This window comes from Priestia sp. TGN 0903 (assembly GCF_050846855.1).
Taxonomy (GTDB): domain Bacteria; phylum Bacillota; class Bacilli; order Bacillales; family Bacillaceae_H; genus Priestia; species Priestia zanthoxyli.
Genome location: NZ_JBOZGL010000002.1, coordinates 375,287 through 388,156 on the forward strand (window position 1 = coordinate 375,287; position 12,870 = coordinate 388,156).

12 protein-coding genes and 1 other annotated feature are annotated in these 12,870 nt (G+C 39.2%); of the genes, 10 read left to right on the plus strand and 2 right to left on the minus strand.

The window, feature by feature from the left end:
* Positions 1 to 23: 23 nt before the first annotated feature.
* Positions 24 to 255: a binding site (T-box leader), on the minus strand.
* Between the two features lie 246 nt (positions 256 to 501).
* The 7 genes from ACRPLY_RS08310 (at position 502) to ACRPLY_RS08340 (ending at position 7,835) form a co-directional block, all read left to right on the plus strand.
* Entirely contained in the window at positions 502 to 1,377 is an 876-nt protein-coding gene (locus tag ACRPLY_RS08310; RefSeq protein ID WP_255219847.1) for a DUF4405 domain-containing protein, read from the plus strand.
* A 109-nt stretch (positions 1,378 to 1,486) separates the two neighbouring features.
* Entirely contained in the window at positions 1,487 to 1,672 is a 186-nt protein-coding gene (locus tag ACRPLY_RS08315; RefSeq protein ID WP_033580328.1) for a Fur-regulated basic protein FbpA, read from the plus strand.
* Between the two features lie 194 nt (positions 1,673 to 1,866).
* Entirely contained in the window at positions 1,867 to 2,994 is a 1,128-nt protein-coding gene (locus ACRPLY_RS08320) for an NADH-dependent flavin oxidoreductase (protein WP_033579898.1), read from the plus strand.
* Between the two features lie 151 nt (positions 2,995 to 3,145).
* On the plus strand, positions 3,146 to 4,045 hold the full coding sequence (locus tag ACRPLY_RS08325; RefSeq protein WP_047749974.1) for a DMT family transporter: 900 nt from the start codon (positions 3,146 to 3,148) through the stop codon (positions 4,043 to 4,045).
* 51 nt (positions 4,046 to 4,096) lie between these two features.
* Positions 4,097 to 4,450: a cupin domain-containing protein gene (locus ACRPLY_RS08330; RefSeq protein ID WP_028415049.1), complete on the plus strand. Its 354-nt coding sequence runs from the start codon at positions 4,097 to 4,099 to the stop codon at positions 4,448 to 4,450.
* Between the two features lie 406 nt (positions 4,451 to 4,856).
* The gene (locus ACRPLY_RS08335; protein ID WP_028415048.1) at positions 4,857 to 6,779 is read left to right on the plus strand and encodes an LTA synthase family protein; all 1,923 of its coding nucleotides are present in this window, start codon (positions 4,857 to 4,859) and stop codon (positions 6,777 to 6,779) included.
* An 87-nt stretch (positions 6,780 to 6,866) separates the two neighbouring features.
* Positions 6,867 to 7,835, plus strand: a complete 969-nt coding sequence (locus ACRPLY_RS08340; protein WP_028415047.1) for an LCP family protein — start codon at positions 6,867 to 6,869, stop codon at positions 7,833 to 7,835.
* Between the two features lie 37 nt (positions 7,836 to 7,872).
* On the opposite strand, the gene ACRPLY_RS08345 is transcribed toward ACRPLY_RS08340, so the two are convergent.
* Positions 7,873 to 8,454 carry a YitT family protein gene (locus tag ACRPLY_RS08345; RefSeq protein ID WP_013058630.1) on the minus strand — a complete coding sequence of 194 codons (582 nt, stop codon included), beginning with the start codon at positions 8,452 to 8,454 and terminating at the stop codon, positions 7,873 to 7,875.
* Between the two features lie 200 nt (positions 8,455 to 8,654).
* Between ACRPLY_RS08345 and ACRPLY_RS08350 the strand changes: the two genes are divergently transcribed.
* A complete protein-coding gene (locus tag ACRPLY_RS08350; protein ID WP_028415046.1) occupies positions 8,655 to 9,152 on the plus strand; it encodes a GNAT family N-acetyltransferase in 498 nt (165 codons plus the stop codon).
* A gap of 42 nt (positions 9,153 to 9,194) precedes the next feature.
* Here ACRPLY_RS08350 and ACRPLY_RS08355 read toward each other — a convergent pair whose 3' ends face one another.
* Positions 9,195 to 11,237: a catalase gene (locus ACRPLY_RS08355; RefSeq protein WP_224980511.1), complete on the minus strand. Its 2,043-nt coding sequence runs from the start codon at positions 11,235 to 11,237 to the stop codon at positions 9,195 to 9,197.
* Positions 11,238 to 11,409: 172 nt separating this feature from the next.
* On the opposite strand from ACRPLY_RS08355, the gene ACRPLY_RS08360 reads away from it, so the two are divergent.
* Together ACRPLY_RS08360 and ACRPLY_RS08365 are read left to right on the plus strand one after the other, a co-directional pair.
* The gene (locus ACRPLY_RS08360; RefSeq protein ID WP_224980509.1) at positions 11,410 to 12,381 is read left to right on the plus strand and encodes an NAD(P)H-dependent flavin oxidoreductase; all 972 of its coding nucleotides are present in this window, start codon (positions 11,410 to 11,412) and stop codon (positions 12,379 to 12,381) included.
* A gap of 70 nt (positions 12,382 to 12,451) precedes the next feature.
* Positions 12,452 to 12,847, plus strand: a complete 396-nt coding sequence (locus ACRPLY_RS08365) for a hypothetical protein (RefSeq protein WP_028415042.1) — start codon at positions 12,452 to 12,454, stop codon at positions 12,845 to 12,847.
* The last annotated feature ends 23 nt before the right edge of the window (positions 12,848 to 12,870 follow it).

A 12,870-nucleotide genomic window follows, 5' to 3' on the forward strand; every position in this document is an offset into this window, starting at 1 on the left:
CTCCTACCTCATTATCAAATGAGAGAAGAGACGATAAGCTTTAGCTAACCGCGGTACCACTCTTGTTGGCTCTTAAAGAACCCTGCTTAAAACCTGATAACGAAGGTTAGACGTTAAAACTTAGAGAACACTTCTGCATTCTTTCTGAATTACCACTCCTGGGCGAGTTCAAAGTATTATTGGACTACGTCACACCAACCCGTAGCTCTCTTGACCGAATAATAAGCTTTTACTACTCCCAATCGCTGTGTTTTTGATTAAAATCTGAAAGTTCTTGATGAATAACCATTACTATACGTGCTTCTTTTTTCTTTGTCAACAGCTATTTTCGAAAAAATAAAAATGATTCCATTCTACTTTTATAGAACTCAGGACTGGTTATTTTGGTAAAAAAATCAGTCGTTTCACCTAATTTTCACCAACTCTGCTTACATTAAGAAATATGAAAAAGGAGTTGTTTTGACAAATACATAGGTGAGGAGAATGAATAGAGTGAAAAAGATGATGTACGTCCGGTTTGGACTGGATCTTTTAATGGCCGTTACGTTTGTTTTGTTTTTTAACAAGCAAGTATTGGGAGGGTTAACATTTCATGAAATTGCGGGGTTGGCGATTGCCGTCGCCTTTTTTACCCACGTGCTGCTAAACTGGCAGTGGGTAAAGAAAGTTACGGTTAAGTTATTTGACCGCAGGCTTCCGCGCAGAACAAAGTTCGGTTACTTTTTAAATATCATGCTGTTGATTACGATGTCATTTATTATGATTAGCGGTATTTTTATTTCAAGAGTAGTATTTCCAAATATTAATGTTGGGAACGAACAGTGGTTTAAGGTTTCGCATATTTCCGTATCATTTTTAGTGTTAATTTTAGTAGCCGCTCACATAGGTCTTCATTGGCAATGGGTTATAAATGTATGTAAAAATATGACGAAATTCAAAAAGTCAAAGAAAAGCTTGAGCATAGCAGCTAAGCTCACAACCGCTGCGCTGTTAGTCATTGGCATATACGAAATAAATGAAACGGGTTTTCTTGGAAAACTTGGAGGAGTAGCGAGAGTACTGAATGTAAGTTCCTCAGATATGCCGCAAAAAGGCGGTGGGAAGCCGGATTTTGATCGCCATTCATTTAGCGAGAACAAATCTTCTGCGACGGCATCTGCTGGTCACGAACGTCCAAACTTTGATCACGATGGCGGAGGTCCGGAAAGAGGAATGAAAGGAAAAGAAAGCGGTTTTGAAAGTCCAAATCCTTTTGTTGTAATCGGTACTTATTTTGCTATTATGTCAGTTTTTATTATTGTTATTTATTATATTGAAAAAATATTAGCAAGTGTGAAGAAACGTAAAAAAATAACGGGTCCTGCTGCGGAAATTTAAAATGAAAAAGCTTTCTATTTCACCGTTTTTTCATCGTATAGAAGTAAAATCATTTATGTAAAAGCGAATGCTTTGCAAAATTAAAATGAGAGAACCTTAGGTGGTGGAGATCGTGAAACAACATACACAGCCTGAAACGGAACATAAGAAAAATTGGTTTATTAATGCGCTATTGAATTTTGGTATTTATAAAAAAGGAAATCGGCATCTATACGAACTGACACTTCAAGAGTTAGAAGCTCAATATGTAAAAGTAAAATCATTTATGTATAATCAGGAACCTCTTTCGCAATGATAAAAAAGCACTCAGTATATGAGTGCTTTTTTGTGTTAGAAAGTCTTATTCTTTGACAGGTAAAACTGTACAGATTAAAATCACAGTATATTTTAAAGTTACAGTTTTAAATGACACATATTATAGGAAGGAAAACAGTCTCTACCTATAATATGCCACTATTTTTGACCGTATCATTTTTGGAGGGAAATAAAATGACAAATAAAAAGTATGAGCCGCTTTTACAGCCATTTACTTTTTCAAATGGCATCAAATTAGATAACCGCGTTATTCTTGCTCCTATGACAAATTTTTCATCAAATGAAGATGGGACAGTATCAAATGCAGAAGTAGACTACTACGTACGACGTTCAAAAGGTGTTAGCATGGTCATTACAGCATGTACATACGGAACGGCGAACGGAAAAGGATTTCACGGAGAGTTTGCTGCAGACAGCGATGAAATGATTCCTAGCCTGCGTCGATTAGCAACAGCCATTAAAGATCAAGGAGCAAAAGCAGTTCTTCAAATTTTTCACGGAGGCCGCATGTGTCCGCCTGAGCTTGTTCCAAATGGAGAGGTTGTTAGCGCAAGTGCTGTTGCTGCAGAACAAGAAGGAGCTCCGGTACCGCGAGAGTTAACAAATGAAGAAATTGAAGGCATTATTCACGATTTTGGTGAAATGACGCGCCGTGCCATTGAAGCAGGATTTGACGGAGTTGAAATTCACGGAGCAAATAACTATTTAATTCAGCAGTTCTTTTCTCCGCATTCTAATCGCCGCGAAGATAAATGGGGCGGCAGCGTAGAAAAACGCTTAACATTCCCGCTTGCAATCGTAGACGAAGTAAAGCAAGCCGTTTCTAAGCATGCAAAAGAATCATTTTTAGTAGGCTATCGCTTCTCGCCAGAAGAGCCTGAAACGCCAGGAATTACAATGGCTGATACGTTGAAGTTAGTCGATGCACTAGCAGAAAAAGACCTTGATTACCTTCACGTATCGCTAATGGAATTCTGGTCAAAACCGCGCCGAGGCGTGGAAGATACTCGTTCACGTATTGAAATTATTCAAGAGCGAGTAGGAAGCCGCGTACCTGTGATGGGCGTAGGTTCTATTCATACAGCAGACGAAGCAGCAGCCGCTCTTGAAACGGGCATTCCACTGCTTGCGATTGGCCGCGAATTAATTATGGATCCAGACTGGGTTCAAAAAGTAAAAGAAGGCCGTGAAAATGAAATTGTGACAACATTAAGCAAAAAAGATCAGGAAAAGCTTGTGATTCCTGACCCGCTGTGGCAAGCCGTTATTAACACACCAGGCTGGTTCCCGGTTGAAGATTAAAAGAAAGGCAGAAAAGCGCAAAGACGATGGGACTGATCCCATGTCTTTGCGCTTTTTGCTTTTTCATGGAATAGCGCTTTTGAACCATTAATTTACAAATGGGCTTCTTTATGTTTGAATAGTAATAGTTTTCTGAAAGTGAGGTGAGAGAATGAAAGCAGGGCCAATGGTGAAAATGATGATTTCAATGAGTATTTTTGGTTCAATTGGCTTTTTCTCCACACAAACTGGACTGCCTTCTTTTGACTTAGTATTCGTTCGCTGTATTTGTGCAACACTTTTTCTCGGAATGTGCTGGTTCGTAACGGGTGAATATAAAAGGGAAAAATGGAATGCCAAAGAAATAAAGCAGATTTTACTGTGTGGGATATTTCTTGTGTTTAACTGGGTGTTTCTATTTAAAGCATTTGAAATGATGTCCGTTACGGTTGCTATTTCTATTTATCATCTTGCACCCGTTTTAGTATTGCTTCTGGGGAGCTTTATGTTTAAGGAGAAATTAACGGTTCTTGGCGTGATGTCTATCTTCATTTGTTTTGGAGGAACACTTCTAATTATTGGAGTGGAGCAACTTACGATTGACGGCTTCATGTCTTCAGGAATACTCTGGGCGCTTTTAGCCGCTTTGTTTTATGCATGCACGACGCTGCTTGGTAAAGGCATTATTCATACGAGTGCTTATGCTGTTACATTTCTTCAGACTTTTTTAGGGATTTTTCTATTATTGCCGTTTGTTCATTTTACTGATTTTCATTTCCTAACAACGGCCAACTGGACATCTATTTTAGTAACAGGCTTTGTACATACTGGTTTAGTGTATTATTTGTTTTTCGACAGCCTGCGCTATTTAAAAACTCAGGTGATTTCGGTTCTGGTGTTTTTAGATCCAGCCGTTGCCATTTTATTAGATACAGCATTCACGGGATTTCGTCCTACGCTTTTGCAGCTTGCAGGCATTGTTTTGATCTTTTTAGGAATGCTTTTTACTTTGAAGCCAAAGCCTTCATCTGAAAAAAATATTTCCAATAGCAAGATTAAAAAGATCACATAGAATTTCTATGTAATCTGCAGGTGTTCATTTATTAAAAAAGGGGAGCTAGTCATGAAAGTTAGTAAGCAAAACGCAGAACACTACGTGTGGGGAGGAAAATGCGATGGGTGGCACCTAGTGAAAAATAAAGACGTAAGTATTATTCATGAGCGCATGCCCCCTTATACGGAAGAGGTAAGGCATTATCACTTGAAAGCACATCAATTTTTCTTTGTACTAAAAGGAACAGCTGCTCTAGAAATAGACGGAGTTATTTACGATGTAAAAGCACACGAAGGAGTAGAAGTATTTCCTTCGATTCTTCATCAAATGATGAATCGTTCGAGTGAGGAGATTGAGTTTCTTGTGATTTCACAGCCTTTTGCACAAGGAGACCGCATAGCTGTTGATGAAGATAAAGACTAAGCATAGATAAGTCTATTTTTACTAGTCCTAACAGTAAGCGAAGAATACCGTCCAGTACAATAGTACCTTTTCATTCAGCAAGTGAAATATTATGCCTAATAAAATAAAAATACTTTTATTGCAGAGCAGAAATGTGGTAAATTAATATGTATGCAATATAGGGAGAACAAAATTTACAAATTAACAATTGTGTAATATTAACATCACGATGAAAAATAAGAGATTACAAGTTAAAATGTAAATTTTGTAGATGACTAAAAAAAGAGATGAAGATGATATTGTTTGACAAATTGAATCATTTTCAGGTAATCTTTTGCAGGACGTAACCGTTACGATTTAATGTAGGGGACTTTCCTGAGGTTAGCTGAACATGAAATCTCTACTTTTTAGTGAAAGGAATTTGAAAATGAAAAAACTATTTTCAAAGCCGTTGTTTTACTTTTTTATAGCGGTTTTATTCATGTGGATCAAGTCTTACATGTCTTACAAAGTGGAGTTCAACTTAGATATAAGTGACTCAATGCAAAAAACGTTATTGTTTATTAATCCAATTAGTTCAACTTTGATCTTTTTAGGGTTAGCATTGTTTGCAAAAGGAAAAAGAGCCATCGTTTGGACGCTTATCCTTAGTACAATCATGACGGTCATTTTGTACAGCAATATTTTATATTATCGATTCTTCAATGACTTTGTGACATTGCCTACTTTAACGCAAACAAGCAATGTGGGTCATTTAGGAGGCAGTATCGCTGATTTAGTAAAAGCTCACGATATTTTTTACTTTGTAGATATCATTTTACTGATTGCGCTATTGTTTGTTAGAAAAATCGAATGGCCAAAAGCACGTCTTAAATTCCGCTATACGTTCATGGTGTTAGCGGCAGGAGCTGTCGCATTTGCAATTAACTTGCACTATGCTGAAAAAGATCGCCCTGAATTATTAACAAGAACATTTGATCGCAACTACCTAGTGAAATATTTAGGAGCATACAACTACACGGTGTATGATGCAGTTCAAACGTTTCAAAACTCAAAGCAACGAGCATTCGCAAGCAGTGATGACTTAACAACAGTGAAAAACTTCAGTACAAGTCACTATGCAGCTCCGAATATTGAGTATGCGGGTAAAGCAAAAGGAAAAAATATTATTAAAATTCATCTAGAATCATTTCAGTCATTCCTAATTAATTACAAGTTAAATGGACAAGAAGTAACGCCGTTTTTAAATTCATTAGCAAATGGAAATGAATTTATGTATTTTGATAACTTCTTCCATCAAACAGGACAAGGTAAAACAGCTGATGCAGAGCTTATGATGGATACGTCATTATATGGCTTGCCTCAAGGATCAGCATTTAGCTTAAAAGGCCGCAACACGTACCAAGCAGCACCAGCGATCTTAGATCAAGAGGGCGGCTATACAAGTGCTGTGTTACACGGAGATTATAAAACGTTCTGGAACCGTAATGAAATTTACAAACAGTTCGGTGTGGATAAATTCTTTGATGCAAGTTATTACAATATGACTGGTGATAACAAAGTAAACTATGGATTAAAAGATAAGCCATTCTTCAAAGAATCTATGCCAATGCTACAGTCATTGAAGCAGCCGTTCTATGCGCATATGATTACATTAACAAACCATTTCCCATTCGTTCTTGATAAAGGTGATGCTAGCATTGAACCGGCGAACACAGGAGATGGAACGGTAGACCGTTATTTCCAAACGGCTCGTTATTTGGATGAATCACTGCAAGAATTCTTTACAGAGCTAAAAGCTTCAGGTTTATATGACAACTCAGTTATTATGATTTACGGTGACCACTACGGTATTTCTGAAAATCATAACAAAGCAATGGAAAAAGTTCTTGGCGAGAAAATCACGCCATATAAAAACGCTCAGCTTCAACGCGTACCGTTCTTCCTTCACGTACCAGGTGTAAAAGGTGGAGTGAACCATACGTACGGCGGTGAAATTGACGTAGTGCCTACGCTTCTTCACCTAGTGGGAATTGATAGTAAAGAGTATGTTCAATTCGGTACAGATTTATTATCAAAAGACCATGATCAGGTAGTAGCATTTAGAAACGGTGATTATGTTTCTCCGAAATACACGTCAATTGACGGCAAGTATTACGATACAAACACAGGAGAAAGAATCACAGCAACAGACGAAGCGAAAGCTTACAAAAAGAAAGTTGGAAGAGAGCTAGAACTTTCTGATAAAGTGTTATACGGTGATTTATTACGATTTAATAAATTAGATGACTTTAAACCGGTCGATCCATCAAAATACATGTATGGAAAAGACCAAGAAACAGAAAAATAATGTAAGCTTTCACACCATACAATCCAAACAAGCAAGTAGAGGAGCTTTTTAAAAGCTTAGCTACTTGCTTGTTTTATGAGAACTTCATTGAAAAAGAAAGCTGGTGACAGAAACGTGGAGCGAACAAGACGCAAAAGAAGAAGAAGAGTTCGATGGGGCAGAGTGTTCTTTGCTTTGTTGTTCCTTTTTATTATCGTTGGGGGCATATACAGCTATTTCCAATATAAGCAAGGGCTATCGATAGCAAGCGATGGTAAATTTGCGGATGACGGCACGACATTTGAACAGTTTCAAGGCAGTCTCCCGAATAACGGAGAAGTAAATATGCTGCTGTTAGGAAGTGACTCGCGCGGGGAAAAGCATTCTCGTACAGACTCTATTTTAATTGCTCACTACGATTCTAAAAGCAAACACCCGAAAATTGTTTCTCTTATGAGGGATATGTACGTGGATATTCCAGGACACGGCAAGCAAAAGCTGAATGCTGCTTACGCGTTCGGAGGTCCTGAGCTGCTGCGTCAAACGATCAAACAAAATTTTGATATTGATATTAACTATTATGCAGTTGTGGACTTCGAAGGATTTTCAAAAATTGTAGATACGATTGCGCCTGATGGCATTGAAGTAACCGTGCCTCACGATATGTCTTCGGGAATTGGTATGACGCTTCACAAAGGTACCCAAGTTTTACACGGTGAACAGTTGCTTGGCTACGTACGTTTTCGCCATGATAACATGAGTGATTTTGGACGCGTTCAGCGCCAGCAAGAAGTCGTTTTAAAGCTCAAAGATGAAGTAGCAAGCCTAAACAGCGTGTTTAAAATACCGAAGCTTCTCGGCGTAATGGATCCTTACATCGATACAAATTTAGATACAAAAAGCATGATGCTTCTAGCTAAAGATGTGGTAACAGGAAACATGAAAGACGTTCAAAGCCTACGACTGCCTTTAGACGGATCATTTGAAAACAAAACGTATAGCGGCGTTGGTATGGTGCTTGATATTGATTTAGATAAAAATAAAGAAGCGCTGCAAGAATTCTTAAATGACAAATAAAGAAAAGCCTCGAGACGCATGTCTCGAGGCTTTTTCCTTATACATAGACGATGATGCGTTTGAATGACGTAATTAAACTGGTCACTATACCAGAGCATACAACAATGAATAATGAATAAATAGCTGTATCGTTTTGAAGCAGTAAAATACCTGAAATAATAATAGATGCGTCAATCACTAAAATGATGATGCCAGGGTTTAAAGATAACCATTTTGCAAGTATCAGAGAAAATAAGTCGACCCCGCCTTGACTTGCGTGCTGCCGGAGCATGATGCCAGTTCCAATTCCGTTAAAAACGCCTCCAAGGCAAGCGCTTAAGATAATGGGAAGGTGAAAAATTCCGTGAAGCGGAAACAGCAAATCAATCATAACGGCTGAGAGAACCATGCCATAGATAGCATTTAAAAAATAAGAGCGGTTAAAACCTAGAGCGAGAAGGTAAATCGGCAAGTTTAAGCAAAAAATCATCACGCCTACTTTATAGCCAAGTAAATAATTAATGATTAAGCTAATTCCCGTAATGCCTCCTGTTACAAGCTGAAGCGGAAGAATAAAAACGTTAATTCCAATACTAACAAACACACTGCCAATTCCAATTGCAATTAATTTTTTGTACATGCTGTCTCATCCTTGTCTATGAATCTCTTTATATGTATATGAAGACAAGCAGAGTTTCAGCACAAAGACTGCTTCAGAAACCATAATGCACGGATTAAATATATGCAAAGGAAGCTGTTTCGCAATGCAAATGTGTTGCATAAACATTCTTCACCATAGACAATAAGAATTAACGAAGAAGGTAAATGGAGGAGAAAAAATTGATCGTTCGAAAAGCTAGAGAAGAAGAAACATCATCTATTGAAACAGTAACGCTTGCTGCTTATGAGCAATATGCAGCTGTAAAATCGGAAGCACACTGGAAAAGATATCGAAAGGGAATTTTACATACCCTGAGTGAAGAAAAGAAATTTGAATGCATGGTAGCTGAAATCGATGGAGAAATGGCAGGAAGCGTTTTGTTTTATCCGCCGAATACAGATGTATATGGAGGGTTATTAAAACCATTTCCATGGGCTGAAATTCGTCTGCTGGCAGTTGCTCCATCTCATCGCCGAAAAGGAGTCGCCAATGCGCTTCTTGAAGCGTGTGAAAAAAAATCTCGGGAGCTAGGGTGTTCTTATTTAGGTTTACATACAGATCATTCAATGGAACATGCCATTAAGCTGTACACTAAAAGAGGTTACGTTCGCTTTCCTGATAACGATTTTTATCCGGTAAAAGATTTGCATGTTATGGCATTTAGAAAATCAGTTTAATAAAAAAGCCTTTGAAATCATTGACTTCAAAGGCTTTTTTATTTATATAACGTAACGATTCCAGTGGCGGTGAGCTGAAACAGCTTCAACAAATTCATCTGTAAAACGTGTAGAATCTCCAGTTACGACACCGGGACTACTATCTAAGCCAGCAGCTTTTAGCCACTTAATACCTTCATCTGTGGCGCCAATTGGTTTAAAATGCTCGAATGCTTCTTGAGCAAACGTCAGTGCTTCTTTACGAAACTTCTCATCAGCTGACGAACTTCCGACAACATAAACCGCATCGAATAAGACAGAATCACTTGTTAAGAACGTGTGCTGTACTTCAAGTTCTGACCCGTCTGTTCCTTTTACGTTTTGGAGGGTTGTGCTTACAATTTCAGGCTGAATGCCCTGTTGTTTTAAACTGTTTAACACTTGTGGTAGGTCACCGCTAAAGTCATTAGCTACAATGACAGCTACTTTACGCGTATTCGGCTTTTTAATCGTCTGTTCCTGACTAAGAGCCGGAGACGACTTGGTCACTGGCGCGTCTTCTCCCGATGGAGGCGTTGCACCAATCGCTTGTGCCACTTGTTTAGCTAGCACTGTACTGACGTTGGCAAACATATCAACAACCTGTTGCTGAACAGACTTGCTTTTCACTTTTCCAAGCTCAAAGCTGAAAGCACTGATAATATGCTCTTTTTCTGGGTCGCTCATGCTATTCCAAAATAGCTTTGCCTGTGAAAAGTGGTCTTTAAAACTTTCGCTTCGGCTTCGAACTTTTCTTCCTTCCACTTTTTCTTGGTAGTGAGCATAACCGCCTTCTGCCTCTGGGACAGGAGCCGGCGTATTGGCTGCAAGAGAGTTTCTGTGGTAGCTGACAGGCCCTTTGTTGATCGTTTGACGTCCGTAACCGTCTCGTTGATTGTTATGAAACGGGCATACTGGACGGTTGATTGGAAGTTCGTGAAAATTCGGACCACCAAGACGAATAAGCTGGGTATCCGTGTATGAAAACAATCTTCCTTGTAAGAGAGGATCATTGGAAAAATCAATTCCCGGTACCACATGCCCCGGATGGAATGCGACTTGTTCCGTTTCGGCAAATACGTTGTCTACATTTCGATTTAAGGTCATTTTTCCAACCAATTTGACGGGAATGTCTTCTTCTGGCCAAAGCTTAGTTGGATCAAGAATGTCAAAGTCGAATTTAAATTCATCTTCCTGAGCTATGATTTGAATGCCTAGCTCATATTCAGGGTAGTCTCCGTTTTCAATTGACTCCCATAAGTCGCGGCGATGAAAATCAGGATCTTTCCCAGAAATGGTTTGAGCTTCGTCCCAAACGAGGGAATGAGTTCCGAGTACAGGCTTCCAGTGGAATTTGACAAAATGAGCTTTTCCTTCTGCATTAACTAAGCGAAAAGTATGTACGCCGAAGCCTTCCATCATACGTAAGCTGCGAGGAATTGCGCGGTCTGACATTGTCCACATGACCATGTGGGCAGACTCTTGATTATTAGCGACAAAATCCCAAAACGTATCGTGTGCTGAAGCCGCCTGAGGCATTTCGTTGTGAGGCTCAGGCTTAACAGCATGAATTAAATCTGGGAATTTAATTGCATCTTGGATGAAAAACACGGGAATGTTATTGCCAACTAAGTCATAGTTTCCTTCTTCTGTATAAAATTTTGTTGCAAAACCACGTGCGTCGCGAACCGTTTCAGCTGAACCTTTAGAACCTGCTACAGTAGAAAAACGGACAAATACAGGTGTTTTTACAGACGGATTCTGTAAAAATTTAGCTTTTGTATATTCACTGAGCGAGTCATACAGCTCAAATTCTCCGTGAGCAGCGAAGCCTCGTGCATGAACGATGCGTTCAGGAATGCGCTCGTGGTCAAAATGCGTCATTTTTTCACGGAAATGAAAGTCTTCCATAAGGGTTGGACCACGTTCGCCTGCTTTTAAAGAAAATTCATCTTCGGAAAGCTTTAACCCTTGATTGGTTGTGAGCGCTTGGTTTCGATCGTCTGTTTTAAACTGCTCGAGCTGTTCTTGCTTGCTTTTTTCATTTACAGGGTGCTTTTTTGTCATACTTGTCTTCCTCCTTGATCTTCAGTTAATAATCATTACAAAATGTGTACCCTATCAAAAGTTGAAGCAAACAGAAATGTTGGAATTTTTTCGTAGGAAATCCGTTATTTTCTTGTTATGATTATGAATAAGTATTCATAAATACAAAAATAAAAGGAGAGGGGATACATAGATGAAAACACGGGTAACAGATTTATTAGGAATTCAATATCCAATTGTACAAGGAGGTCTTGCGTATCTAGCGTACGCAGAACTTGCGGCTGCTGTCTCAAATGCAGGCGGGCTTGGACAAATTACAGCTATGACGCTCCGAACACCTGAGAAACTTCGAGCTGAAATTAAGAAAGTACGTTCTTTAACTGAGCGTCCTTTTGGCGTTAATTTTGCTGTTGGAGGTCAAACAGAAGGTTCTTATAAAGAACTTCTCGACGCAGCAGTAGAAGAAGGTGTTCCGGTTATTTCCATAACAGGAGCAAATCCCACACCTATTTTTGAAAGATTAAAAGGAACGGGAATTAAAACGCTCGTGCTGGTAGCCAACGTACGTCAAGCTCAAAAAGCTGAGAAGCTAGGAGCAGATGCTGTCATGGCAGTAGGGCAAGAAGCCGGAGGACATATCGGGCGTGAGGATCTAGGCACAATGGTATTAATTCCTCGAGTAGCTGCGGCTGTGTCAATTCCGGTCTTGGCAAGCGGAGGGATTGGAAACGGACAAGGATTATTGGCAGCGTTATCATTAGGCGCTGAAGGGATAGAAATGGGAACACGTTTTATCGTGACAAAAGAATGTGTAGATGCCCATGATGCGTATAAACAAGCTATTATAGAAGCAAAAGAAACGGATACTGTGGTTATTAAACGTTCGTTCGGGGCACCTGGACGCGTATTGAAGTCCCACTACACTCTTGACATTATTAAGCGTGAGGAGCAAGGAGAGAGATACGAAGAGTTAAAAGACGTCATTAGCGGAGGGGCAAACTGCCGGTATATTTATGAAAATAAAATCGATGAAGGCTATGGATGGGCAGGCCAAGTCGTTGGACTGATTGATAGTATTCCAACGGTGCAAGAGCTGTTTGACAGTATAATAGAAGAAGTGCACGCCGGTTCTAAACGACTGTTGAGTATAGTAGAAAAGAAGTAGATATACAAGCCGTCATACTGTAGCAATTGTTCGCATATTTATAATCTATATCTCTAAATGAGGTGAGAGAATGAAAAGAATGCGAGCATTTGCTATCATGACGTTTTTAATAGTAGGTTCAGGATATGCAGTTTTTATTAAAAAAGAAGAAGTTTCCAAGACTCAGCAAGCACAAGTGTACGAAGAAGCAAAGCCTGTTATTAAACAAATGGACAAACTGGATATTTGGCATAAAATCAGCAGCGGTTTAACTGAAGCGGGCTATGAATCAAGGGGTGTGAATTCTTCCCTTTATTCAAAGGACAGAGTAGAGCTGGATGTGTATATGGAGCCTTCCGTTTCAGCTGATGCCAAAACGCAAGAAACGATTAAACAAATGGTATATAAAATACTGGAAGAAAATAAATTTCAGCAAAAGGCCTTTCATGTAACAATTAAATTCCTGCCCGAAAAACAAGCAAAATAGACTTGTCTCGGCCAGGAATTTTT

What these genes read in the sequence shown, in the direction of transcription:
- ACRPLY_RS08325 (WP_047749974.1), top strand. Translation starts at nt 3,146, where the DNA reads ATGAAAGCAGGGCCAATGGTGAAAATGATGATTTCAATGAGTATTTTT.
- ACRPLY_RS08345 (WP_013058630.1), bottom strand. Translation starts at nt 8,454, where the DNA reads ATGTACAAAAAATTAATTGCAATTGGAATTGGCAGTGTGTTTGTTAGT.
- ACRPLY_RS08330 (WP_028415049.1), top strand. Translation starts at nt 4,097, where the DNA reads ATGAAAGTTAGTAAGCAAAACGCAGAACACTACGTGTGGGGAGGAAAA.
- ACRPLY_RS08360 (WP_224980509.1), top strand. Translation starts at nt 11,410, where the DNA reads ATGAAAACACGGGTAACAGATTTATTAGGAATTCAATATCCAATTGTA.
- ACRPLY_RS08320 (WP_033579898.1), top strand. Translation starts at nt 1,867, where the DNA reads ATGACAAATAAAAAGTATGAGCCGCTTTTACAGCCATTTACTTTTTCA.
- ACRPLY_RS08335 (WP_028415048.1), top strand. Translation starts at nt 4,857, where the DNA reads ATGAAAAAACTATTTTCAAAGCCGTTGTTTTACTTTTTTATAGCGGTT.
- ACRPLY_RS08355 (WP_224980511.1), bottom strand. Translation starts at nt 11,237, where the DNA reads ATGACAAAAAAGCACCCTGTAAATGAAAAAAGCAAGCAAGAACAGCTC.
- ACRPLY_RS08310 (WP_255219847.1), top strand. Translation starts at nt 502, where the DNA reads ATGATGTACGTCCGGTTTGGACTGGATCTTTTAATGGCCGTTACGTTT.
- ACRPLY_RS08365 (WP_028415042.1), top strand. Translation starts at nt 12,452, where the DNA reads ATGAAAAGAATGCGAGCATTTGCTATCATGACGTTTTTAATAGTAGGT.